Origin of the sequence: Vibrio sp. M260112 (assembly GCF_036533775.1) — a bacterium.
Taxonomy (GTDB): Bacteria; Pseudomonadota; Gammaproteobacteria; order Enterobacterales; family Vibrionaceae; genus Vibrio.
This window is the reverse complement of sequence record NZ_JATABH010000003.1, coordinates 133,562-158,678: the sequence shown is the minus strand read 5'-3', so window position 1 is coordinate 158,678 and position 25,117 is coordinate 133,562. Positions and strand designations below refer to the sequence as shown.

At 43.1% G+C, this 25,117-nt stretch carries 20 protein-coding genes and 2 pseudogenes; 9 read left to right on the top strand and 13 right to left on the bottom strand.

Annotation, left to right across the window (positions count from 1 at the left end; genetic code table 11):
• Positions 1 to 658: 658 nt before the first annotated feature.
• The 3 genes from QTN95_RS02740 to ptuB are packed head-to-tail and all read left to right on the top strand — an operon-like array spanning position 659 to position 3,901.
• Entirely contained in the window at positions 659 to 1,591 is a 933-nt protein-coding gene (locus QTN95_RS02740) for a retron St85 family RNA-directed DNA polymerase (protein ID WP_331416243.1), read from the top strand.
• A complete protein-coding gene (gene ptuA, locus QTN95_RS02735; protein ID WP_331416242.1) occupies positions 1,584 to 3,224 on the top strand; it encodes a retron Ec78 anti-phage system effector ATPase PtuA in 1,641 nt (546 codons plus the stop codon). Before QTN95_RS02740 ends, ptuA begins: the two co-directional genes overlap by 8 nt.
• A 5-nt stretch (positions 3,225 to 3,229) precedes the next feature.
• Entirely contained in the window at positions 3,230 to 3,901 is a 672-nt protein-coding gene (gene ptuB / locus QTN95_RS02730) for a retron Ec78 anti-phage system effector HNH endonuclease PtuB (RefSeq protein WP_331416241.1), read from the top strand.
• Positions 3,902 to 4,224: 323 nt separating this feature from the next.
• Here the strand turns inward: ptuB and QTN95_RS02725 are convergent.
• Positions 4,225 to 4,833, bottom strand: a pseudogene (locus QTN95_RS02725) (ATP-grasp domain-containing protein); the annotation flags it as partial.
• 60 nt (positions 4,834 to 4,893) lie between these two features.
• On the opposite strand from QTN95_RS02725, the gene QTN95_RS02720 reads away from it, so the two are divergent.
• The gene (locus QTN95_RS02720) at positions 4,894 to 5,073 is read left to right on the top strand and encodes a hypothetical protein (RefSeq protein ID WP_138972495.1); all 180 of its coding nucleotides are present in this window, start codon (positions 4,894 to 4,896) and stop codon (positions 5,071 to 5,073) included.
• Positions 5,063 to 5,443, top strand: a pseudogene (locus tag QTN95_RS02715) (peptidase C39 family protein); the annotation flags it as partial. The gene QTN95_RS02720 and the pseudogene QTN95_RS02715, both read left to right, overlap by 11 nt.
• Positions 5,444 to 5,501: 58 nt before the next feature.
• Here the strand turns inward: QTN95_RS02715 and QTN95_RS02710 are convergent.
• Entirely contained in the window at positions 5,502 to 6,932 is a 1,431-nt protein-coding gene (locus QTN95_RS02710) for an alanine/glycine:cation symporter family protein (protein WP_138972496.1), read from the bottom strand.
• Between the two features lie 697 nt (positions 6,933 to 7,629).
• On the opposite strand from QTN95_RS02710, the gene QTN95_RS02705 reads away from it, so the two are divergent.
• Positions 7,630 to 7,812 carry a DUF3545 family protein gene (locus QTN95_RS02705; RefSeq protein WP_269376620.1) on the top strand — a complete coding sequence of 61 codons (183 nt, stop codon included), beginning with the start codon at positions 7,630 to 7,632 and terminating at the stop codon, positions 7,810 to 7,812.
• A 37-nt stretch (positions 7,813 to 7,849) separates the two neighbouring features.
• On the opposite strand, the gene QTN95_RS02700 is transcribed toward QTN95_RS02705, so the two are convergent.
• The 3 genes from QTN95_RS02700 to nfo all read right to left on the bottom strand — a co-directional run bounded on the left by QTN95_RS02700 (position 7,850) and on the right by nfo (position 10,317).
• Entirely contained in the window at positions 7,850 to 8,401 is a 552-nt protein-coding gene (locus QTN95_RS02700) for a hemerythrin domain-containing protein (protein WP_138972498.1), read from the bottom strand.
• Positions 8,402 to 8,505: 104 nt separating this feature from the next.
• Positions 8,506 to 9,189, bottom strand: coding sequence for a uracil-DNA glycosylase (gene ung / locus QTN95_RS02695; protein ID WP_331416240.1), 684 nt, complete (start codon positions 9,187 to 9,189; stop codon positions 8,506 to 8,508).
• Between the two features lie 237 nt (positions 9,190 to 9,426).
• Positions 9,427 to 10,317 carry a deoxyribonuclease IV gene (nfo, locus tag QTN95_RS02690; protein WP_331416239.1) on the bottom strand — a complete coding sequence of 297 codons (891 nt, stop codon included), beginning with the start codon at positions 10,315 to 10,317 and terminating at the stop codon, positions 9,427 to 9,429.
• A 322-nt stretch (positions 10,318 to 10,639) separates the two neighbouring features.
• On the opposite strand from nfo, the gene grcA reads away from it, so the two are divergent.
• Both grcA and QTN95_RS02680 read left to right on the top strand, forming a co-directional pair.
• Complete coding sequence (gene grcA, locus QTN95_RS02685; RefSeq protein ID WP_138972501.1) at positions 10,640 to 11,017, top strand: autonomous glycyl radical cofactor GrcA; 378 nt, start codon at positions 10,640 to 10,642, stop codon at positions 11,015 to 11,017.
• A gap of 116 nt (positions 11,018 to 11,133) precedes the next feature.
• Positions 11,134 to 11,994: a LysR family transcriptional regulator gene (locus QTN95_RS02680; protein ID WP_331416238.1), complete on the top strand. Its 861-nt coding sequence runs from the start codon at positions 11,134 to 11,136 to the stop codon at positions 11,992 to 11,994.
• Here QTN95_RS02680 and QTN95_RS02675 read toward each other — a convergent pair.
• The 6 genes from QTN95_RS02675 to secA all read right to left on the bottom strand — a co-directional run bounded on the left by QTN95_RS02675 (position 11,930) and on the right by secA (position 22,035).
• The gene (locus QTN95_RS02675) at positions 11,930 to 12,709 is read right to left on the bottom strand and encodes a TSUP family transporter (RefSeq protein ID WP_138972503.1); all 780 of its coding nucleotides are present in this window, start codon (positions 12,707 to 12,709) and stop codon (positions 11,930 to 11,932) included. The genes QTN95_RS02680 and QTN95_RS02675 overlap by 65 nt on opposite strands.
• 180 nt (positions 12,710 to 12,889) lie before the next feature.
• The gene (gene carB / locus QTN95_RS02670; protein WP_138972504.1) at positions 12,890 to 16,123 is read right to left on the bottom strand and encodes a carbamoyl-phosphate synthase large subunit; all 3,234 of its coding nucleotides are present in this window, start codon (positions 16,121 to 16,123) and stop codon (positions 12,890 to 12,892) included.
• Between the two features lie 16 nt (positions 16,124 to 16,139).
• Entirely contained in the window at positions 16,140 to 17,279 is a 1,140-nt protein-coding gene (gene carA, locus QTN95_RS02665) for a glutamine-hydrolyzing carbamoyl-phosphate synthase small subunit (protein WP_138972505.1), read from the bottom strand.
• Positions 17,280 to 17,804: 525 nt separating this feature from the next.
• Positions 17,805 to 18,614: a 4-hydroxy-tetrahydrodipicolinate reductase gene (gene dapB, locus QTN95_RS02660; RefSeq protein WP_331416237.1), complete on the bottom strand. Its 810-nt coding sequence runs from the start codon at positions 18,612 to 18,614 to the stop codon at positions 17,805 to 17,807.
• A gap of 96 nt (positions 18,615 to 18,710) precedes the next feature.
• Positions 18,711 to 19,109, bottom strand: a complete 399-nt coding sequence (mutT, locus tag QTN95_RS02655; RefSeq protein WP_331416236.1) for an 8-oxo-dGTP diphosphatase MutT — start codon at positions 19,107 to 19,109, stop codon at positions 18,711 to 18,713.
• Between the two features lie 199 nt (positions 19,110 to 19,308).
• Complete coding sequence (gene secA, locus QTN95_RS02650) at positions 19,309 to 22,035, bottom strand: preprotein translocase subunit SecA (RefSeq protein WP_331416235.1); 2,727 nt, start codon at positions 22,033 to 22,035, stop codon at positions 19,309 to 19,311.
• A 319-nt stretch (positions 22,036 to 22,354) separates the two neighbouring features.
• Here secA and QTN95_RS02645 point away from each other — a divergent pair, with 319 nt between their 5' ends.
• Positions 22,355 to 22,807, top strand: coding sequence for a DUF721 domain-containing protein (locus tag QTN95_RS02645; protein ID WP_331416234.1), 453 nt, complete (start codon positions 22,355 to 22,357; stop codon positions 22,805 to 22,807).
• Between the two features lie 57 nt (positions 22,808 to 22,864).
• Here the strand turns inward: QTN95_RS02645 and lpxC are convergent, their stop codons facing one another.
• Together lpxC and ftsZ are read right to left on the bottom strand one after the other, a co-directional pair.
• Positions 22,865 to 23,782, bottom strand: a complete 918-nt coding sequence (gene lpxC / locus QTN95_RS02640; RefSeq protein ID WP_331416233.1) for a UDP-3-O-acyl-N-acetylglucosamine deacetylase — start codon at positions 23,780 to 23,782, stop codon at positions 22,865 to 22,867.
• Positions 23,783 to 23,879: 97 nt separating this feature from the next.
• The gene (gene ftsZ / locus QTN95_RS02635) at positions 23,880 to 25,115 is read right to left on the bottom strand and encodes a cell division protein FtsZ (RefSeq protein ID WP_331416232.1); all 1,236 of its coding nucleotides are present in this window, start codon (positions 25,113 to 25,115) and stop codon (positions 23,880 to 23,882) included.
• Positions 25,116 to 25,117 lie beyond the last annotated feature (2 nt).

Sequence of the window (25,117 nt, the reverse complement as noted above, 5' to 3'; positions counted from 1 at the left end):
TTTTCTGACTTAAAAAGAAAAACTAGGCAAAATATGTCGAAGTAAGATCACTTTTTCTCTATCTATGCGAGCGAGAGAAGATTTGAGCCGTTCTTGAACCATTTCCAATGCCACTTTTTCAGGAGGTCGAGAGACTGCTTTTCTTAATTGGCAATGAATCGTATTTGGACAGAAACCATTTAGAGTTTAAATTCTATAAAGGCTGTTGAGGTAAGTTTTCTTAATGTGAAACGCTTGTGTACAGCAACAGATTTAATGACACGTAAATATTCAAAAGGCAAGGTATCGACCTTGTCTTTGTCAGTACTTATACCAATTGCCTGTACTTCAACCTGCTCAAGAACAAGTTTGATAGCTTCTTCCTTTGCATCAAGCGGTTACTTGGTTAGCGACGCATTACTAAGAGTAGAATAGTAACAACATGAAATTGAATAACCTCATAGACTTACTATATAATTAAAGAGCTCTTTAGCTTAGGACGAATTCGTCTAGTCGGGTGTTTAGCCAGACTCTAATTTATTGAACGGTTTTATGGTTGCGATAGGTTCGCAACCTGATCTCCTCACTCCGTTCGTCAATCAGGTTGCGAACCTATCGCTTCCTCTAGTAAAGAGTTAAGCCCAAGAGTGATGCTCTTGGGCTTTTTATGGGATTAAAAATGACTTTGATAGAACAACTAGCATTAGAGTTGAAAAAGAGTGAAGACGAAGTCGCTCGCTTTTTGCTGAGTGCGCCTAAAAGGTACAAAGTCTATACCATTCCAAAGCGCACCTCTGGACACCGAGTTATTGCTCAACCCTCTAAAGAGCTGAAAGAGTATCAGCGTAAGTATTTGGAACTTCAGCAGTTACCTATCCATGACTCTGCAATGGCTTATCGAAAAGGAATGAGCATTAAGCAGAATGCAATTGCTCATAAAAATAACCCTTACTTACTCAAGCTAGATCTCGAAAACTTTTTCAATTCCATCTCTGATAAATTGTTTTGGAAAGTTTGGGAGTCAATACTGCCTTTGCCTTCAGACCAAGATAAGCAAACTTTAGAAAACTTACTTTTCTGGTGTCCAAGTAAAACAACTGGAGAAGCTTTAGTTCTCAGTATAGGAGCACCAAGTTCTCCACTAGTATCAAATTTCTTCATGTACCAATTTGATTGTGCTCTTAGTAAGTTATGCGTTGAAAAGGAAATTATGTATACACGGTATGCTGATGACTTGACCTTCTCAACCAAGTATAAGGACTCTCTTTTTGCCCTTCCAGAGCTTGTAAAAGAAAAGCTAGCTGTTTTTTTTGGGAGTGCGATAAGAATCAATAGAAAGAAAACTAGGTTTTCATCTAGAGCTCACAATAGACATGTTACAGGTATCACCATTAGTAATGATGGGAATCTCTCTCTAGGAAGAGAGCGCAAAAGATATATCAAACATTTAGTGCATCAAGTTCAACTAAATAAACTTAATGCTGAGGATAGGCAACACCTTAGAGGTCTTATTGCTTTCGCTAAGCATGTAGAACCTGTGTTTGTTCAATCGTTGAAACGAAAATATTCAGCTGAGTTAATTACTCAAATTGTTGAGGAATCAAATGGCTAAGTCACGCAAAAATAGAAGCAGATCTGTTAAACACCTAATTCAAAGCTCAGATAAAGGGAATTTTCAATCTTCGTATCAACTGTATCGAAACTACTCTGAAGGTAAAAATGTAGAGCAGAAAGATGCGGGCTTAGCTTGTCAATATTTGACTAAAGTAGAATCTGCGCTTCTTGAAAAGAGACTTGTTTTATCATCAATAAACCTGACTGATTTCAGAAGATTTACGGCTCTTGATATTTCATTTGATGAGAAAGTTACTGTTCTCATCGGTGCGAATGGGGCTGGAAAAACGAGTGTTGCAGAAGCTATTGCGAAGACATTGTCGTGGTTGAATAATAATCTGGAAAAAACAGATGTAGTTGGTAGACCGATTACAGAAAGTGATATCCATGTTAACTCTAAAGAGTTTAGTGAGGTTGCAACCAAGTTTAAATTTGATAAGCAGAATAAGTTTGATGCGAGTATTGGTAACACTGTTTCTGGGTATGATGGCAATTCACCTACGGATGTAGTAGCCATAAGACAAGTTGCTGATATGTATAAAAGTACAGCTAAAAATCCATTAATAAATATTCCACTTTTAGTTTTCTATTCGGTTGAACGCTCAGATTTTTCATTGTCTTCAACGGTCACAGAGGCAGCTTCAGGGGACATTGTCAGCAATAGGTTTTCTGACCTTAAGACCGCTTTAGATGGAAGCGGGAAACTGGAAGATTTTTCTAAACTTTATATAGAGTTGGTTAATCGAGCAAAAGGAGAGGAGACTAAAGAAGTTCAAGAACTGAAGGTTCAGATAGCTACTTTGCAAGCTACTATTGATGATGTATATGCAGGGCAAGAGCTTCCTGAAAATGATGCATTCAGTGCCAAGTTAAATGCTAAAAAACAAGAGTTAGCGAACTTACTAACGACTCAATCTTCAGCAAAATATCAACGACATTTAGAGCTAGTCAATCGAGCAATAGAAGCGCTTGTTCCAGAAATAAAAAACCTTGAAGTGGATCGCAGTTCAGGAAAGGCCAGACTAATGGTTGATAACTTTGGGAATAGAGTGAATATAGCCCAGTTATCACAAGGTCAGAAGATGCTGATAGCTCTTTCTGGAGATTTGGCAAGACGTTTAGTTAACCTAAATCCTGACGCTGATGCCCCTTTACATGGTCATGGAATTGTAATTATTGATGAAATTGAATTACACCTCCATCCCAAATGGCAACAAGAAATCCTAATTGGCCTTCAAGCGACTTTCCCTAACCTCCAATTCATCGTGACCACTCATAGCCCCCAGGTACTGTCTACTGTAGATAAAGATTGCATTCGTATACTTCGATTTGATGACAATGGAGTTGCTTCTATAGACAAACCAATATATCAGACCAAAGGTGTGTGTAGCTCTGATGTTCTAGAACAGATTATGGGCACGTTTTCTGTTCCACCAGTATGCGAAGCAAGTTGGCTTTCTGATTATTCGGCTTTGGTTGCAGAGAACCTCTGGAAGTCGAAGGAAGGCATAAAGTTATTTGATGAAATTGTGAAGCATTTCGGTACTGATCACCCTGAGGTGGTAAAAATTAAAGGCGACATTAGAACTCAAGAATTCAAATTAAAGGCCAGAGCACTAAAAGGAATTTGATTCAGATGAAGAAATTGGTTCGTAGTGATGCTCCCCTTTGTTTAGCTCAATTTAGGCATGGTCGAGATAATTGGTCTGTTATTTCAACCAATGGTTTAACTAACGATATTTGGGAAAAGCTCAACATCATGCAGCGTGGGTTCTGTGCGTATTGTGAGTGCCAGTTATATGAAGATAATACCAAAAGACATATTGAGCATTTCATTCAAAAGGGCCAAGTACCTAGTATGACCTTTAATTGGGATAACTTATTTGGTTCATGTAACAATCCGAATCGTTGCGGGAAGTACAAAGATGAGGCTCCAGCCGCTAAAAAAATAGACTTAGCCAAGGTATGTAAACCTGATGTGATGGATCCTAGTGAGTTATTACTTTTCCTTAATTCTGGAAAGGTTAGATCTAGAGCTGGTTTAACACAGCAAAATAAAGAAATTGCTGATAACACTATTGCTGTTTTCAATCTTGATGGTGATAGCACACTAGAAAACTCACGAAAAACTGCTATCGCTGGAGAAAAAAGTTTGGCGGATAGTTATTGGGAGATGCTAGTCAATGATGATACTGGTGAACTAGCTGAACTTCTGGAAGCTGAGTTATCTGAAGCATTAATCAGAATTAAAGAAGTCGAGCATTCAACGGCATTAGAACATTTGTGGACACATAACGAGCAATACTAAACCGCCCTAGATACAGATGATAGCTGAGGTGAATTCGGATAAGTTTTTGTAAGGGGAATAGGATGAATAGAATATGACTGATTTTTTATTCTAACTCACTTTGGGGCAAAACTGTTTCAACCAGCACTGGCTGAAACGAAGATGGACACTTCCAATTTAGTACTTTACTAATTTAGTTGATAACGGATAACTCCAAATAAAGTTCCTAGCCGAGCTTACCTCTTTTGCAAGCTCGATTTCGGACGGTCTATCTAACTCTTACTAAGACATCGACCATTTGTAACAAAGTGGCATATTTCATTCGCTTGGACATTTCTTCAGCATCAGAGACCACGCATTTGAATTCGTCGTAAAAATTCGGTGACAATTCTGTCGTAAAGTAAATCCCCCAAAAAGGCATCTTCAACATGATGATCAATACTTGGGTTATCATTGACTTCAATGACATATGCCTTGTCACCGATCTCTTTTACGTCCACCCCATAGATTCCACAGCCAATTAAGTTGGCAGCTTTAGTACCAGCATCAATTACATGCTTAGGGACATGTTTAATATCGAGTGTTTCAAATCCACCAGAGGTAACCCGACCTGAATCATGATGTTGATAAATCTGCCAATGGCCACGGCTCATTAAATACTTGCACGCATAAATGGGTTGGCGATTCATGATACCGATTCGCCAATCGAAATCCGTTGGTAGATATTCTTGCGCCAAAATCAACGCACTTTTCTCAAAAACCTTATCACACTGCTTCGTTAGTTCTTCTACATTTTTCACTTTCACTACGTCGATGGAGAAGGCGCCATCCGGCACTTTTAACACCATCGGGAAACCGATTTTATTCACCGCTTCTTCCAACTGCTCACTGGCACCAACACGCAAAACCATACTGTTTGGTAGCGGTACTTTATTTAAGGTCAGTAATTCCGTTTGCTTGAGGTTTAGCATGAATTGTTGGGTGAGATCATCAAAGCAAATAACGAGGCTGAAATGGAATACAGTAACGCTCAACTCGATGATTTAGATTCTCTTCTTTCCTTGGAAAATCAGGTATTCACCAGTGACAATATAAACCGTAGACAAATGAAGCGGTTTATTCAATCTCATCACTGTCTGTTATTTATCGCCAAAGAAAACGAACAACTCGCTGGATATGCACTCTGTTCGTGACCCACTGAAAAAATCCGTGATCGAACTGGTCCATGGCGACTTTATGGATCATAATCGAACAGACCGATATTAAAGTTGAACAAGCCCCCCCACACACATTCCGCAAATAGAAAACTGGATTCAACAGGGTGCCGCTGTGTTATTGCTCATTAGCACCTACCGATTTAATGGTTGCAAAGAACCTCATTGGATTGTACTCAGCGGGATGAGTGAACAGTTTTTTTACTTTCACGACCCTTTGATTGAAGAAACGCAAGATGCGGTATCAGCTGCCTATATTCCAATAGGTAAAAGTGCTTTAGACCAAATTGTAGGCTTTGGAAAACAAAAACATACGGCTTGTGTAGTTATATTCCCCAAAGAAGTCTAAACGAAGTCTCGCTCCCTTTAATCATGACAAGTCAAGCTACCTTGGTGAACGCTTACAATTAGTCTTTGTTGCTCTGATCCCAGATACCATCTTTAAGTTGAGACTTTAGCTCAGGGAAGTCGTTTGAATCAAACGTAGGAACTTTGCCTTCACCAAGTTGACGATTGTAATCTTTAGCAAGTTTGATCACGATGCCAGACAACAGAAGAATAGCAATCAAGTTGACTATCGCCATCAAGCCCATTGAAACATCAGCAAGCGACCACACAACAGGTAGAGAGGCGACTGCACCAAACATCACCATGCCAAGCACGATAATACGGAAAATGCCAAGACCTGCTTTATGGTTGTGCTCTAAGAAAATCAAGTTAGTTTCAGCGTAAGAGTAGTTAGCAATAATAGAGGTAAAGGCGAAGAAGAAAATCGCTACCGCAACAAAGATACTACCCCAGTCACCCACCTGAGAACTCAACGCCGTTTGAGTTAGCTCGATACCGGTAATTTCACCGTGAGGAACATACTCACCAGACATCAGGATAATGGCAACTGTAGCTGAACAGATAACGATCGTGTCCATAAATACGCCCAACATCTGTACATAACCTTGAGAGGCTGGGTGTGGCGGATATGGTGTCGCGGATGCTGCAGCGTTAGGTGCTGAACCCATACCAGCTTCATTTGAAAATAGACCGCGTTTAACACCGTTAATCATCGCCTGAGCAATAGCATAGCCTAAACCACCTGCAGCCGCTTCCTGTAAGCCAAACGCGCTCTTAAAGATCAACGTCAGAACCGCTGGAAGCTTTTCGATGTTAATCACCATGACAAACATAGCAAGAAGTAGGTAAGCCAATGCCATAACTGGAACAATCAGTTCTGCGACACGAGCGATACGCTTGATACCACCAAAAATAACAATCGAAGATAGCAGGACAACCACAATACCAACGTAAGTATCATCCCAACCGAATGCATTATGCATTGCATTGGCAATAGAGTTGGCTTGTACCGCGTTGAAAACCAAACCAAACGCAATGATCAAGAATACCGAGAAGAGAACCCCCATCCAGCGCATACCTAGGCCTTTTTCCATGTAGTATGCTGGGCCACCGCGGTAGTTACCGTCATCATCTTTGGTTTTGTATAGCTGAGCTAGGGTACTTTCTGCAAACGAAGTTGCCATACCCAGCATTGCGATTAGCCACATCCAGAAGATAGCGCCAGGGCCACCAGCGGTTAGAGCAACGGCAACCCCCGCCATGTTACCCGTGCCAACACGCGCCGCTAAACTCGTACAAAGTGCTTGGAAAGATGAGATACCTGCTTTATCAGCTTTGCGGCTGTTTTTCAGTACCGAGAACATGTGACCGAAGTGGCGAAACTGAATGAAGCCCAAGCGGACTGTAAAATAAATTCCCACACCGACCAGAAGATAAACAAGAATTGAACCCCAAAGCAGGTCATTCATTAAATTAATTAAGTCTGTCATAACATCCTCATATTGAGATTTCGCTGATCTCCGCTTCCCAGCCATCCATCTAACTGCCCCACTAAGTGTCAATATTGCTTAGCGTTGATATAGTTGTTCTATGCAGTTTAGACCTGTAAAACTCGCCTCATGCTTCCATTTTACGTATCAGCGTATTTTTTGACGGGCGGATAATGCAGCGAAGAAGAACAAAAATCAATATGCAAACAGATGTATTTATTTGTTATTTTTCACCATATAGTTACCAACAATTAACACATAACAATGCAATCACCCCACAAAAGCAAAACAATTACTCTAAAAAATTACAACAACCAGCATATTCCGAAACATATTATTTTGATGAGCATGTCATCATTAAGATTCCTTACCACGCAAGGCATTGAGTTAATGTAATAAGGTATAAATCACCAAGACCTCTTCTGCTCATAGACACATAGCCAATTGACTCTCACCAAGATGAAGTGTTGTACAGCGAGTTAACAACCTAGCGATGGTAAATTAGCGCCAATTTGCCACCCAACCGAACAAAAAACAACCAATTACACCCTGTCAATTTGTGACTCGCTAGCACAATATCAGCAAAAACTTCATTGAAACGTAACAAATGAGAAACGAATCAAGGTTACGGTTGATTTAGATATGGTATTAAAAAATGACCCCATTTAGAGGGACAAAAATCATAACGAGGTAGCTTATGGAAGGCTTAAACTTTGAAGAAATGTATGAACAGGATTTTCCAAAAGGACGAGTTGGCCGTTCAAAACCGGTTAAGCGTAAATGGCGAGAAATCGAAGCGATAAAAGATCGCCAGCGACTACAAAGAGAGTTAATGGATATGGATATCGGCTTTGATGATTTAGAGAAAGTTGAATTATAAAAAAGAGGCGATTTCGCCTCTTTTTTACCTTTTTATATTAAATGCATTCGTGTTCGGTTTGATGAACACGTTCGGCCAACTCTTTGTACTGCTCAGCAATCGTAGTGCCAAAGACAGGATCATCTTCACACACACTCCATTGCTGTTCTACAGCCTGCCAATCCTGTACCGTAAACTTATCGATCAGATAAGGGAATATCGACTTCTCTTCTATTTCTAGATGCGCTTTCTGTGAATCAAGAAAACCCTCGAGTTGCTCGATAAACATATCTTGTGGAATCACGGCGTCCTGCAACACCATATCGACAACACCAAGAAAATCATGGGTCTTCTTGGACAAGGTCTCGTGCTCTAACTCCAAATTATCAATTTGGTGGTGATGACCATAATGCTCTGTGTAGTAGTGATACAGAATGTCTTCTTTAGGGTGGTGAACTTTTTCTGAATGGTTAGCGAGGTAATCAACTAACTCTCTTAATACACGATAATTCACCGGGCGCTCACTTTTCAACTGCGTTAACTTATGACGTAGCAGAGCAAGTAAACGAACCATATAGCCATGCTCTCGACGTATCCTTTCAATCATCATAGCGACTCTCCTTAACACCTATATTTAATAAGTGTATAAGAGGACCGCTCTTCCCGCTTTGATCATGACCAAAATTTAGACAAACATCGAACAATAGGAGACGTTCAGTCCACTTGTAACGGCAAGCGCCATTCAATCGGCGTCAATCCTTGCTGAATCAATATCTGGTTTGCTTGTGAAAAATGGCGACAGCCAAAAAAGCCTCGATGAGCAGAAAGCGGAGAGGGATGCGTACCTGCCAAGACAAAATGCTTATTGCGATCAATAAATCGACCTTTTTTCTGCGCATGCGCTCCCCAGAGAAGGAATACAACACCACTCTGATGTTGATTAACGGCTTCTATCACTCTGTCTGTGAACGTTTCCCATCCTGACTTAGCGTGAGAGTGTGCCTTTCCTTGCTCTACCGTTAATACAGTATTCAATAATAAGACACCTTGCTCAGCCCAGCTTTGCAAATAGCCATGGGCTGGCACTTCAAACCCTTCGATATCTTGTGCGAGTTCTTTATACATATTGACAAGTGAAGGCGGTGTTTTTACACCAGGAAGAACAGAAAAACATAATCCGTGAGCTTGATTGGGGCCATGGTAAGGATCTTGACCCAAAATCACCACTTTCACATCGCCAAATTCAGTCGATTTAAACGCGTTGAACACATCTTTTGCTGGAGGATAAACCACTTTACCCAATGCCCTTTCACTTTCTACAAACGCTAAAGTCTGTTTAAAGTAATCTTGCTGTTTTTCAGCTCCGATAACATCGTGCCATGTGAGTTGAGACTTCATCCTCTATTCCTTCTACCTAAAGCTTGCGCTTCAATTGTCGCAAAATAAGTAGAAGGAACAAAGATAAGATTACTGCTTCTGTGGTGTACGGTAGTGACCTTGTCCCGTAATGTGACGATTTGGCGTAGGGTAACGAACAGGACGCGCAGCAGTATAAAAAGAAGAATAAGGCATAATGACCTCTCCATTGCATTGAACACAGAACAAGCCATGAAAAATTAATGCCAACATTTTCTTTTATTCAGTTTCACTTAATGCCTGATGATGAAACTCTCTTAATTTGGCGATTTCTTGCGACCAAATATCGGGGTCAATGGTCTCTAGAATCAAAGGTATGCCATCAAATCTTGCATCTTTGGCAATATATTCAAAACAGTGCCAGCCTATCTCCCCAACACCTAAAGAGTGATGGCGGTCTACTTTGCCGCCTAACGCTATTTTTGAGTCATTAATGTGCATTGCCTTTAAATAGCGCATACCAACGATAGAATCGAACTCAGCAAACGTTGCGTCACAAGCAGCAAAACTGCTCAAATCGTAACCTGCCGCAAATGTATGACAGGTATCAATACAGACCCCCACACGTGATTTATCCTCCACCTGCTCAATAATCTCTGCGAGATGTTCAAATCGCCATCCCAAGTTGGTTCCTTGACCCGCCGTATTTTCGATAACGGCAACGACGTCTGGAACCGCTTGGTGAGCAAGATTAATAGACTCGGCAATACGAGATAAACACTCTTCTTCTGAAATTTTCTTTAAGTGACTCCCTGGGTGGAAGTTGAGCAGTGTTAGACCAAGCTGATGACAGCGCTCCATTTCATCAATAAACGCAGCCCGAGACTTAGCGAGTTTGTCCTCTTCAGGCGCGCCCAAATTAATCAGGTATGAATCATGTGGCAATATCTGCCGCGCAGAAAAACCCAGCATTTTGCAGTTTGCTTTAAAAGCCGAGATGGTTTTCTGATCCAATGGCTTGGCCACCCATTGCCTCTGATTTTTCGTAAACAGAGCAAAAGCATTGGCCCCGATTTCACGAGCTCTGAGTGGAGCTTGATCAACACCACCCGCCGCAGAGACATGGGCACCAATAAATTTCTTTCCGTCGCTATTTTTTATCATTGTCATTTAATCACTTTACACTTTCAGAATGGCTACCAATTAACAGGTATTTAGTGCACTAGGTTCAATTCCTTAGCTAATTTTGTAGTAAATTTACAACAAAATGATCACTTAAATATTTTTTATACATTCAAATTTATTGTAAATACATTGTTTTTAAAGATTTTATTGATTTAGAACAATAAAATAACCTTCATTTATTTAATGTTTTTAGTTGTTATTTGACATAAATCAATACTATCATAGTGGATATTGACTATATAATACGTAGCTCAACAAAATTCGAAAGTTAACACCAATTAACCACTAAGTGGACTAGGAGATAGTAATGATCCAAGGTATTCAAATCACTAAAGCAGCAAACGACGATCTACTTAACTCAATCTGGCTACTAGACAGCGAGAAAAACGAAGCACGCTGTGTTGCAGCAAACGCAGGCTTTGAAGCAGATCAAGTTGTTGCGATCAACGAACTTGGCGAGTACGAAAGCCGCGAAGTTGCTATCGAAACAGCACCACGCATCGAAGGTGGTCAACACCTAAACGTTAACGTTCTTAAGCGTGAAACTCTTGAAGATGCTGTTGCTCACCCAGAAAAGTACCCACAATTGACTATCCGCGTTTCTGGCTACGCAGTTCGTTTTAACTCACTAACAGTTGAACAGCAACGTGACGTAATCGCACGTACTTTCACTGAGTCTCTATAATCTCAGTTTATGAACTCGAAAAGGCGCTCATTGAGCGCCTTTTTTATGTTTGCTCTATCTTAGCCACACGAGTGTAAGATACATTAACCCTATTCTTCCGCGACAGAATTGACAAGATGCTATTAGAAGGTATCGAAACCTTACTCGTTTTAAGCAAAGCGAAAACCATGAGCCGCACTGGCAGTCTGCTCTACATTAGCCAATCGGCCGTCAGTAAACGTATTGCCAATTTAGAAAGCAAGCTCGGTAAAAAGCTGATCGTGCCAGATGGACGAAATGTTCAACTCACTCAGGATGCCCTCAATCTTATCAATAGTATTGGGCCCGCTTTTAACGAGCTACAGGGACTGATCAATGATCAACAGGTCATGGCGGATCAAAGCATTTTAAAACTCGATTGCTCGGAAACCTTGGTTGCAGGCTATTTATCGACGGTTATCGCGGACTACTTTCAAATTGATCCCTATCTGACTCTAACCACTAATCACACACCAAGAATCGTTGAACACGTTCAATCTGGTAAGGCACACATTGGTGTATGTGCCGGTCATCTTTCCAAGCAGAACAATCTTATGCAGTTTCACTTGATTGATGAAGCCTTCTATATCGTATCGGATCAAAAGCTTACCGCCCTACCCAATACGATCATTACCAATGATCTGAATAATCCAGCGAACAGTTACCAACTCGATATTTTAACCCGTCTTAATATCAAGCCGATCATGCAGATGGACTCCTATTCAGCCGCAGCTCAACTAGCAATGCAAGGAATAGCGCCAGCTTTAGTACCAATCTCGGTGATCAAGGCGATGAAAATTGAGCCCAAATACTGCTCTCATTTCGAACAATTGAGCTCTCTATACCGCCCGATTCATATTTGTTGTCGAACGTCTTCTTATCAAAACCCCAGGATCAGAACATTGATAACAACCATTGCTGATGCTGTTCCCAAAGCAGCTTCAGTGCCATTAGCATAGACATGGTAATCACCAGAGGGCGGATCCACTTTTGCCCTTTAGTCACCACGACCTTTGCGCCTAGTTGTGCTCCGATAAATCCTCCTACTGCCATGACTAAACCGATCTCCCAAACAGGCAAGCCAGCGAGAACAAAAAATAGTAATGCGGCGATATTAGATGTGAAGTTAAGTACCTTGGTTCGAGCGGTCGCATCCACCAGCGAAAAGTGACCTAAAGCCACAAAACAAACGGTAAAGATAGAACCAGTTCCCGGACCAAAAAATCCATCATAGAATCCCACGCCTCCGCCAACGGAAAAGGCGAACATGGCTTCAGAGATCTTTGCCTGCCCTGAATACTGCTTGGTTTTTGGGGTAAGAAGAAAGTAGAGTGAGATAGCAACCAGCAAAATCGGTATTAGGCTTGTTAAGACGCCTGCGTCGATATATTGCACCGCCTCAGCACCAACGGCTGAACCGATAAACGTACATGCTATCGCCAAACGCATTTCTTTAATGCTCACTAAGCCATTACGCACGAAATACCAGCTTGCGGAAAAGCTGCCAAACGAACTTTGTAGTTTGTTGGTTGCCAGCGCTTGCGTAGGCGGAACACCAGCAGCAAGAAGTGCAGGCAGCGTAATTAAACCACCGCCTCCAGCCATTGCGTCAATAAAGCCAGCAGTGGTCGCTGCGATGAAAAGAATCGTCAGAATTTCGAGTGTTAGTTCCATTCTCAATCAATTGGTTATCAGCTATCTGTTAATCAAAATATCATCAAGTTAACAATTCACTTAGAGAAAGATTCGACTATAACCCATTCCATATTTTCAACAATATCGAGATAAAAAAGCCCGCTCAAATGAGCGGGCAATGAGGTTGTCATATAAGCTCTGTTGCGAGCCTACTGATTTTTATTTCGCTTCGTTCGCCGCGACTCTTGCGTGCAGCTCTTGAACTGAAGTAACCGACGTTTTCGCGTCTGCAGTGTGTGCCATACATACAGCAAAAGCTGCGTTTAGCGTCGTTGTGTAGTTTACTTTCTCTGCCAGTGCGCCACGACGTAGTACTTTAGAATCCTCAATCGCTTGACGACCAGAAGCCGTGTTGACGATATAGGTGTACTCATTGTTCTTGATACGGTCAAGAATGTGTGGACGACCTTCGTGTACCTTGTTCACTAGACGAGGGTTAATGCCCGCTTCACCTAGAATTACCGCTGTACCATGCGTTGCATCTAGTTGGTAACCAAGCTTAGTTAGTTTAGAAGCAAGGTCCACTACACGCTGTTTATCGCCTTCACGAACAGACAGTAGCGCACGACCACCTTCTGGGTAAACCGCGCCACAACCAAGTTCTGCTTTAGCGTAAGCTTCAGCAAACGTTGCGCCGACACCCATCACTTCACCAGTAGAGCGCATTTCAGGGCCTAGCAGTGGGTCAACACCTGGGAATTTGTTGAATGGTAGTACAACTTCTTTCACTGAGTAGTATGGTGGGATGATCTCTTTAGTGAAGCCCTGAGACTCTAGAGATTGACCCGCCATAACACGTGCAGCAATTTTCGCTAGTGGTGCACCTGTTGCTTTCGATACGAATGGAACCGTACGTGCAGCACGTGGGTTGACTTCAATTAGGTAAACTTCGTTATCTTTCACTGCGAACTGAGTGTTCATTAGACCACGTACACCAAGTTCGAAGGCTAGCTTCTCAACTTGCTCGCGCATCTTGTCTTGGATTTCTTGGCTTAGCGTGTAAGCAGGAAGTGAACATGCCGAGTCACCTGAGTGAACGCCCGCTTGCTCGATATGCTCCATGATACCGCCGATAACCACACGCTCACCGTCACAGATAGCATCGATATCAACTTCCGTTGCATCATCTAGGAAACGGTCAAGAAGAACTGGCGACTCGTTCGATACGCTAACCGCTTCATTGAAGTAACGACGTAGGTCTTGCTCATCGTATACGATTTCCATCGCACGACCACCAAGTACATAGGAAGGACGTACAACAAGTGGGAAGCCAATTTCTTTCGACTTCTCAACCGCTTGTTCCATAGTGGTTACGGTCGCGTTTTCTGGCTGTAACAGGCCTAAACGCTCAACTGCTGCTTGGAAACGCTCACGATCTTCGGCACGGTCGATTGCATCTGGGCTAGTACCAATGATTGGTACACCCGCGGCTTCAAGCGCACGAGCCAATTTAAGTGGAGTCTGACCACCGTACTGAACGATAACGCCTTTTGGCTTCTCAACACGCACGATTGAAAGTACATCTTCCAGTGTTACAGGTTCGAAGTACAGACGGTCAGACGTATCGTAATCGGTAGAAACGGTCTCTGGGTTACAGTTGACCATGATAGTTTCGTAACCATCTTCACGTAGAGCTAGTGATGCGTGAACACAACAGTAGTCAAATTCAATACCTTGGCCGATACGGTTTGGACCTCCGCCAAGAACCATGATCTTATCTCTATCTGTCGGTTGAGCTTCACATTCGTCATCGTAAGATGAGTACATGTAAGCCGTATCAGATGAAAATTCAGCCGCACACGTATCAACACGTTTGTATACCGGATGAATATCATACTGGTCACGCAGACGACGGATTTCGCTTTCCGATACACCTAGGATTGAAGATAGACGAGCATCAGAGAAACCTTTGCGCTTCATCTTACGCAGAACATCTTCCGTTAGACCAGCAAAGCCACCCGCTTTAACTTGGTTTTCTAGGCTAACAAGTTCTTCAATTTGAACAAGGAACCAGCGGTCAATTTGCGTTAGGTTGAATACGCCATCGACTGACATACCAGCACGGAATGCATCAGCGATGTACCAAATACGCTCGGCACCGGCTTCTTTCAGCTCATGGCGAATAGTTGTTAGTGCGTCTGGCGCATCTAGGTCAACCATCTCGTCAAAACCATTTGCACCAACTTCTAGACCACGAAGTGCTTTTTGTAGAGATTCTTGTTGGTTACGACCGATCGCCATAACCTCACCAACGGACTTCATCTGAGTTGTTAGACGATCGTTAGCACCTGCGAATTTCTCGAAGTTAAAACGAGGAATCTTTGTTACTACATAGTCGATAGTTGGTTCGAATGATGCTGGAGTTGCACCACCCGTGATGTCATTTTGTAGCTCATCAAGCGTAAAACCAACAGCCAGTTTCGCTGCAATCTTCGCGATTGGGAAACCTGTTGCTTTAGAAGCTAGAGCAGAAGAGCGAGATACACGAGGGTTCATCTCGATGATAACCATGCGGCCATCTTTCGGGTTGATACCAAACTGTACGTTAGAACCACCTGTTTCAACACCAATTTCGCGCAGTACCGCTAGAGATGCGTTACGCATCAGTTGGTATTCTTTGTCGGTCAACGTTTGAGCTGGAGCAACTGTAATTGAGTCACCCGTGTGAATACCCATTGGGTCGAAGTTCTCGATAGAACATACGATGATACAGTTGTCCGCTTTATCACGAACCACTTCCATCTCGTACTCTTTCCAACCGATTAGAGATTCATCGATTAGCAGTTCGTTTGTTGGAGAAAGGTCAAGACCACGACGACAGATCTCTTCGAACTCTTCTTTGTTATACGCGATACCACCACCGGTACCACCCATAGTGAATGAAGGACGAATAATACAAGGGAAGCCAACCATATCCAGAACAGCGTAAGCTTGTTCCATTGTTTTCGCCGTATCAGCACGTGGACACTCAAGGCCGATAGACTTCATCGCTTTATCGAAACGAGAACGGTCTTCTGCTTTATCGATAGCGTCAGCCGTTGCACCAATCATCTCTACACCGAATTCGGCAAGGACGCCGTGCTTCTCTAGGTCTAGTGCACAGTTAAGCGCTGTCTGACCACCCATCGTTGGGAGAACCGCATCTGGACGCTCTTTTTCGATGATCTTACGCACGACTTCCCATTGAATTGGTTCAATGTAAGTGGCATCCGCCATGTCTGGGTCAGTCATGATGGTTGCTGGGTTCGAGTTAACAAGAATTACTCGGTAACCCTCTTCACGCAGTGCTTTACATGCTTGAGCACCAGAGTAGTCAAACTCACATGCCTGACCGATAACAATCGGGCCTGCACCTAGAATTAGAATACTTTTTATGTCAGTACGTTTTGGCATTCTCTACTACTCCGAATTAAGCGCTGTGTTGTTTGATTAGTTCGATAAAGTGGTCAAATAGCGGAGCCGCGTCATGTGGACCTGGGCTTGCTTCAGGGTGACCTTGAAAGCTAAATGCTGGCTTATCCGTACGGTGGATACCTTGAAGAGAGCCATCAAATAGTGACACGTGAGTTGCACGCAAGTTCTCAGGTAGCGTTGCTTCATCCGCCGCAAAACCGTGGTTCTGAGAAGTAATCATGACAACATTGCGGTCTAGGTCTTTAACTGGGTGGTTAGCACCATGGTGACCGAACTTCATCTTCACAGTCTTCGCACCAGAAGCTAGTGCTAGGATTTGGTGGCCAAGACAGATACCAAAGACTGGCAAACCTTTTTCTAGGAATACTTTTGTCGCTTCAATTGCGTAAGTACATGGTTCTGGATCGCCAGGGCCGTTCGATAAGAATACGCCATCTGGATTCAGAGCTAAGACTTCTTCCGCTGAAGTTTCAGCAGGTACAACGGTTAGGCGGCAGCCTCGGTCAACAAGCATACGCAGGATGTTGCGTTTCGCACCGAAGTCGTAGGCAACAACATGATATGGCAGCTCGCTATCGTCTTGCGCTTCAGGAAGTCCACCCTCAAGCGTCCACGAGCCCTGTTTCCATTGGTACGCTTCTTTTGTTGTAACTTCTTTCGCAAGGTCCATACCTTTTAGGCCAGGGAATTCTTTCGCTTTAGCAAGAGCTAGAGCCTCGTCTAAGTTGTTACCAGCGACGATACAACCGTTCTGTGCACCTTTTTCACGCAAAATACGAGTAAGTTTACGCGTATCGATATCAGCAATACCGACGATATTTTGCGATTTAAGGTAGTCAGAAAGGGATTGTTGGTTACGGAAGTTAGAAGCGATAAGAGGAAGATCGCGAATCACAAGGCCTTGTGCGTGGATTGAAGAAGATTCTTCGTCTTCGGTATTAGTACCGGTATTGCCAATGTGAGGATAAGTAAGGGTGACGATCTGTTGGGAATAGGAAGGATCAGTGAGGATTTCTTGGTACCCCGTCATCGAGGTATTAAAAACAACTTCACCAACGGATAAACCATCTGCTCCAATGGAAACACCGCGGAACACTGTCCCATCTTCTAGGACTAACAGTGCTGATTTACTCAAGACAACCTCCAGAATAAAAATGCAAAAATAATAAATTTAACTGCAAATTTGCCTTCCTTGGCGCAATAAAAAAACGCAAATAGGTATTTTAGACAAATTGGCGGTATTCTAAAGACGCTTGCGGTTCGTGTCAACATAGACATGAAAATAAATTTACTATTTAAAGCAGTTAAAACAAAAAATGGTTTTAGACCCCCAAAAAAACAAGTTTACTCGCGATTAGCAATCGTGTTCATGAAAATACGATGAATCTCACTAACCATAACAGATTTCAGATCACACTTTTTTAGCTATGATTTACGCAAACGTTGCACCACCAAAGTTAACTCTCACTTTTAAGCATTTAATGCCAATAAGTGACAATAATCGCCAAAAACATAACTAAACTTAACTAGTCACTGCGCTTTAATAAAGGGTATAGCAGCCCCTAACTATGGACAAATACAAAAAGCGCCGGGATAACCCAGCGCATAATTATTTAATATTGCTTTAATGATTTGATCGTGTTGACCCATTCACCTCAAATTAGAGTTCATTGAGTCCAAGTACATCTGTCATTGTATAAAAACCGGCTGGCTTCTCTTTTAGCCACACCGCGGCTTTCACAGCACCGTTGGCAAACGTCATTCTATCGGTCGCCTTGTGTGTAATCTCAACACGCTCACCAATATCAGCAAACATAGCGGTATGTTCGCCAATGATGTCGCCTGCACGAATGGTTGCGAAGCCGATTTCATCTTTTGTACGTTCACCCGTAATACCCTCACGTGCGTATACGGCGACGTCATTGAGCTTATTGCCCATAGCTTCAGCAATCGCTTGGCCCATACCAATAGCAGTCCCTGAAGGAGCATCAACTTTATGTCTGTGGTGAGCTTCTACAATTTCGATATCGCAGTAATCACCCATTACTTTGGCGGCTTTCTCTAGAAGTTTAAATACTAGGTTAACGCCAACCGAGTAATTTGGCGCCATCACAACAGGGATCGCTTTAGCATGCTGATCAATCAGTTCACGTTCTTGATCTGAAAATCCGGTTGTCCCGATCACAATGCACTTTCCGTGTTGCTTACAAAGCTCAATATTCGCCAACGTGCTCGCGGGGGCGGTAAAGTCAATGATCACATCAAAGTTATCAACCTCTTTTGCTAGGTCATCAGTCAGAAAAACGTCGAGCTTCCCTTCACCGCATAATTCGCCGATATCCACACCCACTAATGATGATTCAGGGCGTTCTGAGCCAGCTGCCACTTGAGCTTGCTGGTTTAAGCAAGTCGCTTTAACTAGATTGCGGCCCATGCGACCCGCTGCTCCTGCAATTGCAATACGTACCATTGCATTTTCTCCATTCTTCGAATAGTTGTTCTTATAGCCAATTGGATAAAACTAACAGTATTAATAGGCGATGGCTAGTCGGCTATAGAGTGCAAGTTAGTAAAACTCTTTTACTACTCGCTCTAGAATCGGCACATTGGCTTCAGGAAAGGTGTAATTAACAAGTTCATCTATCGCAACCCACAAACCCTGTTGCCCTTCTTTACCGTAGGGTTCACCTTCAAATTGAGTCACTGTCATGAAATCAAATTTGAGTGACTTATCTGGATAATCAAACTCCAAGTGTTCAAAAGGTTGCTGCTCGGTAGTCGTAATACCAATTTCTTCTTCAAGCTCTCGAATCATAGCCTGTTCAATGGTTTCACCCTGCTCAACTTTACCGCCAGGAAACTCCCAGAAGCCCCCTTTATGCTTGTCATCTGGACGTTTTGTAATGAATACCTGTGATTTATCGAGGTTAAAAATAATACCTGCGACAATATGGATTCTTTTCATCTGACTTCCTAATTACTTTGGTTGCCATACCCTGCAACTGGGCAGACTGTTCTAATTACAACCATTAGATACAAAAAGAGCCGCAAACGCGACTCTTTATATTATCAATTTTCCATAGCAGCACGCGTTAGGGACAACCAGGCAATGCGGAGTTTACGTGAGTAAATAGGCACTGCCGACGCTGTCCTCAGCCAAGACATTAGTTTATTTGTCCGTGGCACTGCTTGTATTTTTTACCACTACCACATGGGCATGGTTCGTTGCGTCCCACTTTACGTTCATCACGAACGACCGGTTGGTGAGCACCTTGCGATTCATCACTATCAGACAACTGATTATCAGCAGACGCATGTTGAGCTTGCGCACGTCGAGCCGCTTCTTCAGCTTGAGCAAGACGCTGAGCTTCCATACGTTCTACTTCTTCCTGCTGTTGAACGCGGACCTTAGAAAGAATCGTGATCACGTCAGCTTTTAGAGAATCAAGAAGACCTTCAAACAGTTCAAATGACTCACGTTTGTATTCTTGCTTAGGGTTCTTCTGTGCATAACCACGTAAGTGAATACCTTGACGAAGGTGATCCATCGCAGCTAGGTGTTCTTTCCACAATGTATCTAGCGTTTGTAGCATGACAGATTTTTCAAAGTTACGGAGTACTTGCGCACCGACCACTTCTTCTTTCTGTTTGTAAACGGCTACCGCGGTATCTAGGATCTTCTCGCGCAATGCTTCTTCGTATAGCTTGTCGTCTTCCTCAAGCCACTGTTTGATTGGGGCATTGAGGTCAAAGTCATTTTTAAGACGCTCTTGAAGGCCTTCAATATCCCACATATCTTCCAGAGATTGTGGTGGGATGTACTCATCAATCGTTGCAGACAGAACATCAACGCGGTTTTGTTCGATCATTTCGCTGATGTCTTCAACATTCATCAGTTCATCGCGAAGTTCGTAAACAACCTTACGCTGGTCATTCGCCACGTCATCGTATTCGAGCAACTGCTTACGAATATCGAAGTTGCGACCTTCTACTTTACGCTGAGCTTTCTCGATCGAACGAGATAACATCTTAGATTCAATCGCTTCGCCCTCATCCATACCACTTTGGATCAGGCTTGCCATACGATCAGAGGTGAAGATACGCAGCAGTGAGTCTTCCATCGATAGGTAGAAACGAGAAGAACCTGCATCACCTTGACGACCAGAACGACCACGTAACTGGTTGTCGATACGGCGAGATTCATGACGCTCTGTACCAATAATATGCAAACCACCCGCTTGCAGAACTTGGTCGTGAACCACTTTCCATTCAGCTTTAATTGCATCAATCTGCTCTTGTGAAGGATTTTGCAATGCCTCCACTTTCGCTTGCCAGCTACCACCCAACACGATGTCGGTACCACGACCAGCCATGTTAGTAGCGATAGTGACCGCGCCAGGAATACCTGCTTCTGCAACGATCTCAGCTTCTCGCTCGTGGAACTTGGCGTTAAGAACATTGTGCTTGATTTTGGCTTTCTTCAATGCATTAGAAAGAAGCTCAGATTTTTCAATCGAAACCGTACCCACTAGAGATGGCTGACCTTTCTCAACACGTTCTTTAATGTCTTCGATGATCGCGTTGAATTTTTCAGCTTCGGTACGATAAACCACATCTGGCATATCGTTACGAATCATTGGCTTGTTCGTTGGAATAACAACTGTTTCAAGACCATAGATAGACTGGAATTCGAACGCTTCTGTATCTGCGGTACCTGTCATACCTGACAGTTTTTCGTATAGACGGAAATAGTTCTGGAAAGTGATCGATGCCAGAGTCTGGTTTTCATTCTGGATCTTCACGCCTTCTTTTGCTTCTACCGCTTGGTGTAGCCCTTCTGACCAACGACGTCCCGGCATTGTACGGCCAGTGTGTTCGTCAACAATAACCACTTCACCATCTTCGGTAACGATATAATCGACGTTTTTCTCAAACAATACGTGAGCGCGCAGAGCTGCATTCACGTGATGTAGTAGACTGATATTGGTTGGTGAATAAAGTGTGTCACCCTCTTCCATCAGTCCATTTTTAATCATTAGCTCTTCCACAAATTCTTGACCCGTTTCAGTCAAGTGAACTTGCTTAGACTTCTCATCTACAGTGTAGTGACCGTCACCGCGGTACTCTTCTGAATCTTCTTTATCTTGTTTTTGTAGATGTGGGATCAGGGTATTAATGCGAGTGTAGAGCTCTGAGCTATCTTCAGCAGGGCCTGAAATGATCAGCGGCGTACGCGCTTCATCAATCAGAATCGAGTCCACCTCATCGACAACAGCAAAGAAGCGTTCACGCTGTACGCGGTCTTCGGCACGGAAAGCCATATTATCGCGTAAGTAGTCGAAACCAAATTCGTTGTTTGTGCCGTACAGAATATCGGCTAGATAAGCTTGCTTCTTCTCTGGTGGCGCCATGTTAGGCACGTTCACACCAACAGTCATACCTAGGAATTCAAATAAAGGACGGTTTGTTTCTGCATCACGTTTGGCTAGATAGTCATTCACCGTAACAACATGGACACCTTTACCAGGAAGGGCATTTAAGTAGGCAGGCAAGGTTGCTGTTAATGTTTTACCTTCACCTGTACGCATTTCTGCGATTTGGCCTGCGTTCAGTACCATACCACCGATAAGCTGAACGTCGAAATGGCGCATGCCATAAACACGCTTAGATGCTTCACGTACCGTTGCAAAAGCTTCTGGTAGTAATTTATCTAACGTTTCACCCTGTTCTAAACGCTGACGGAACTCAACCGTTTTAGCTTTTAACTCTTCGTCAGATAGAGCTTCAAACGTTGGTTCGTAATTATTAATCTCTTTTACAATTTTTCTCAGGCGTCGCAGTGTTCTGTCATTGCGACTGCCAATTACCTTTGTCAGTAGCTTAGTTATCATTTGCTATGAATCTCTCTTTATTTAGATCGGGCCCGATCTATTTCAATGCCTTCAGTCTCTAACAGTTTTTTACTAAGAATACTGAGATAAATCACGTAACTCAGATATTGAGATGAGAACTCTAGATTTCAAGGCTTATATCACTATAAGTGGCGCATAGTTTATGAAATTTTGCCTCCGACAACCAATAACAAGGTGATTTGTTTGAAGCATTCTTTATTTTTTGACGTTATATGATGGAAGTTTATTCGTTATCTGCCCTATCTTCATACCAATCCTTTGACTAAAATAGGGCTGACTATGGAACTTGAGGCTCATTATGAGAGACCATCGCCCAACGTTAGGTGACGAGATCATTGCCGATTCACGACTTTCGCAGCTCCAACAGCACGCAAAAGAGATCATGACAATCAACAAAGAATTAAAGGTAATTCTGCCCAGAGGCGCGGAAGATCATTGCCGGGTGGCAAACATTCGCGATAATCAACTGATCCTCGAAGTGGCCAGTGCAGCGATCAAAATGAAGATCGACTATGAGCGTTTGCATATCCTTAATCAATTACGAGCAAAAGGTTTTGCTCGCCTCATTGGTGTAACGGTGCAGATCAACCCAGATCTTTATCGAAGTCGTGAAGAGAAAAAAGAGAGCTCTAAGCCTCGCGACCCTATTTCTGAAACAGCCGCTCAGTACTTAGAAATGATTGCCAGTGGTGCATCACCTAAAGTTAAGGCTCGTTTGGAAAGCTTAGCGAAGCTTGCTAACAAAGATTAGTTTTATTGTAGGCATAAAAAAGCCAGACTCTCGTCTGGCTTTTTTAATTCAATCTACTTATGCCAATACTACATTTGGCTCGGCAAATGCTACCGGAGACGTTGATTCTTCTTCGAAAGTCACCCACTCCCACGCTTCTTGATCAGCAAGTACTGAACGAAGTAGCTGGTTGTTTAGACCATGGCCTGATTTGAACGCACGGAACTCACCAATAATTGGATGACCACACATGTAAAGATCACCAATTGCATCAAGAACTTTATGCGTCACAAACTCATTTTCGAAACGAAGGCCTTCTTCATTCAAGATACGGTACTCATCAAGCACGATAGCGTTATCGAAGCTACCACCTAGAGCTAGGTTCTGTGATTGAAGGTATTCAATATCGCGCATGAAACCAAACGTACGCGCACGAGAGATTTCTTTCACGAAGCCTTGAGAAGAGAAGTCAAACAACAAGTGTTGCTCATCTGCATCAATCGCTGGGTGATTAAACTCGATTTCGAAATCCATGCGGAAGCCATTGAAAGGAACAAACTCAGCCCACTTATCGCCATCTTCAAAACGTACTGGCTTTTTAATGCGAATAAAGCGTTTCGCCGCGTTTTGCTCTTCAATACCAGCCTGTTGCAATAAGAATACGAACGGGCTTGCACTGCCATCCATAATTGGAATTTCTGGCGCATCGACTTCAACAACGATGTTGTCAATGCCCATACCAGCCAGAGCCGCATTTAAGTGCTCTACTGTAGAGATACGTACACCTTGATCATTCACCAGCGCTGTACATAGCATTGTATCGCGAACAGATTGTGGATCCGCAGGAAAATCAACCGGTGGATTTACATCGGTACGGCGGTAAATAATGCCTGTATTTGCAGCTGCTGGGCGAAGAGTAAGTGTGACTTTACGACCAGAGTGGAGACCCACACCAGTTGTTTTCACTATTTCTTTCAGAGTACGTTGTCTGATCATCTACTTTGCCTCAGTAAAAATGCTACAAATCACGGTCAATGGTGATATTGACCGTGCATGCTACCACAAAATTGAACAGTGTCAAATTGCGATTGTATTAGTCAGCTTGACGACGTAAGAAGGCTGGAATATCTAAGTAGCCGCTTTCTTTGTCCGCTTTCGGCGCTGCACTTTGGCTTGCACTCGAACCAGACGACGCAGATGTCGTTGGCTGAGGAGTTACCTGTGGCTTGTCTTGCAAAGTTGATGCCGTTTTCTCTTCCACTTTATTGACGGTTGCATGCTGAGATGTCACCGCTTGTGGTTGAGTCTGTGGCTGAGCAACTGGCGCAACTTTCGCCTTACCGCCCGCAACTAGCGTGATGTCAGGTTTCTTCTCGTTACCAATACCCGTAGCAACAACTGTTACACGAATTTCATCTGCCATATCAGGATCAAGTGAAGTACCGATAACAACCGTAGCGTTATCTGATGCGAAAGCTTTTACTGTATTACCTACAGTTTCAAACTCGTCTAGACGCATATCTAGACCCGCAGTGATGTTCACAAGTACACCACGTGCGCCAGCAAGATCGATATCTTCAAGCAGCGGGCTTGAAATCGCCATTTCAGCCGCTTCTTCTGCACGGTCTTCACCTTTTGCAACACCGCTACCCATCATCGCATGACCCATTTCCGACATAACTGTACGTACGTCAGCAAAGTCGACGTTAATCATGCCAGGACGAGTAATCAGCTCTGCAATACCCTGTACTGCATTCTTCAATACATCGTTAGCACTCGCAAAGGCTTCAAGTAGTGTAATACCACGACCAAGTACTTTGAGAAGCTTTTCATTAGGAATCGTGATTAATGAATCCACATGTTTAGAAAGCTCTTCAATACCTTGTTCAGCAAACGCTAGGCGTTTCTTGCCTTCAAAGCTAAATGGCTTAGTCACTACAGCAACAGTCAAGATATTGAGCTCTCTTGCTACTTCTGCAATTACTGGGGCTGCACCTGTACCAGTACCACCACCCATGCCAGCTGCGATAAATACCATATCGGCACCACTCAGCTCTTCTTTAATTCGATCACGATCTTCGAGAGCTGCGTCACGCCCAACTTGTGGGTTTGCACCTGCGCCAAGTCCTTTTGTGATATCACCACCAATCTGAATAACGCTATTCACGCTGGTTTTACGAAGTGCCTGAGCATCAGTATTAATACTAATAAACTCAACACCTTCGATGGATTCACGTACCATGTGTTCAACGGCGTTACCGCCACCGCCACCAACCCCAACGACTTTAATTACTGCATCGTCAGACATTTCCATCATCGGTTCAAACATGT